Below are 237 nucleotides of genomic sequence, written 5' to 3' on the forward strand. Positions count from 1 at the left end.
ACAGGCGCCAACATGCTCAGCGAGGAAACATTCAATACCGATCTTGGCCGGATCGCCAAGTCAGGCAGGCAGATAGGCCTTTTTGTGCACGGCTACAATCACAGCTACCAGGAAGCCTTATTCCGGGGAGCACAAATGGCCGCCGATGCGGATATCGATGGCATACCGGTGGTGTTTTCGTGGCCCTCGCAGGCAAAAGTCACGGGCTACATTGCAGACAAGCAGTCCGCGACTTAT

The 237-nt window shown here is 55.3% G+C and carries 1 protein-coding gene; it reads left to right on the forward strand.

Annotated features, from left to right (window positions below):
- Positions 1 to 12 precede the first annotated feature (12 nt).
- The coding region (locus SB749_RS20860) for an alpha/beta hydrolase (RefSeq protein ID WP_410711998.1) at positions 13 to 237 on the forward strand (225 nt) is incomplete at its 3' end.

The sequence above is a fragment of the Brevibacterium sp. SIMBA_078 genome (assembly GCF_046534565.1).
In the GTDB taxonomy this organism is placed as follows: domain Bacteria; phylum Actinomycetota; class Actinomycetes; order Actinomycetales; family Brevibacteriaceae; genus Brevibacterium.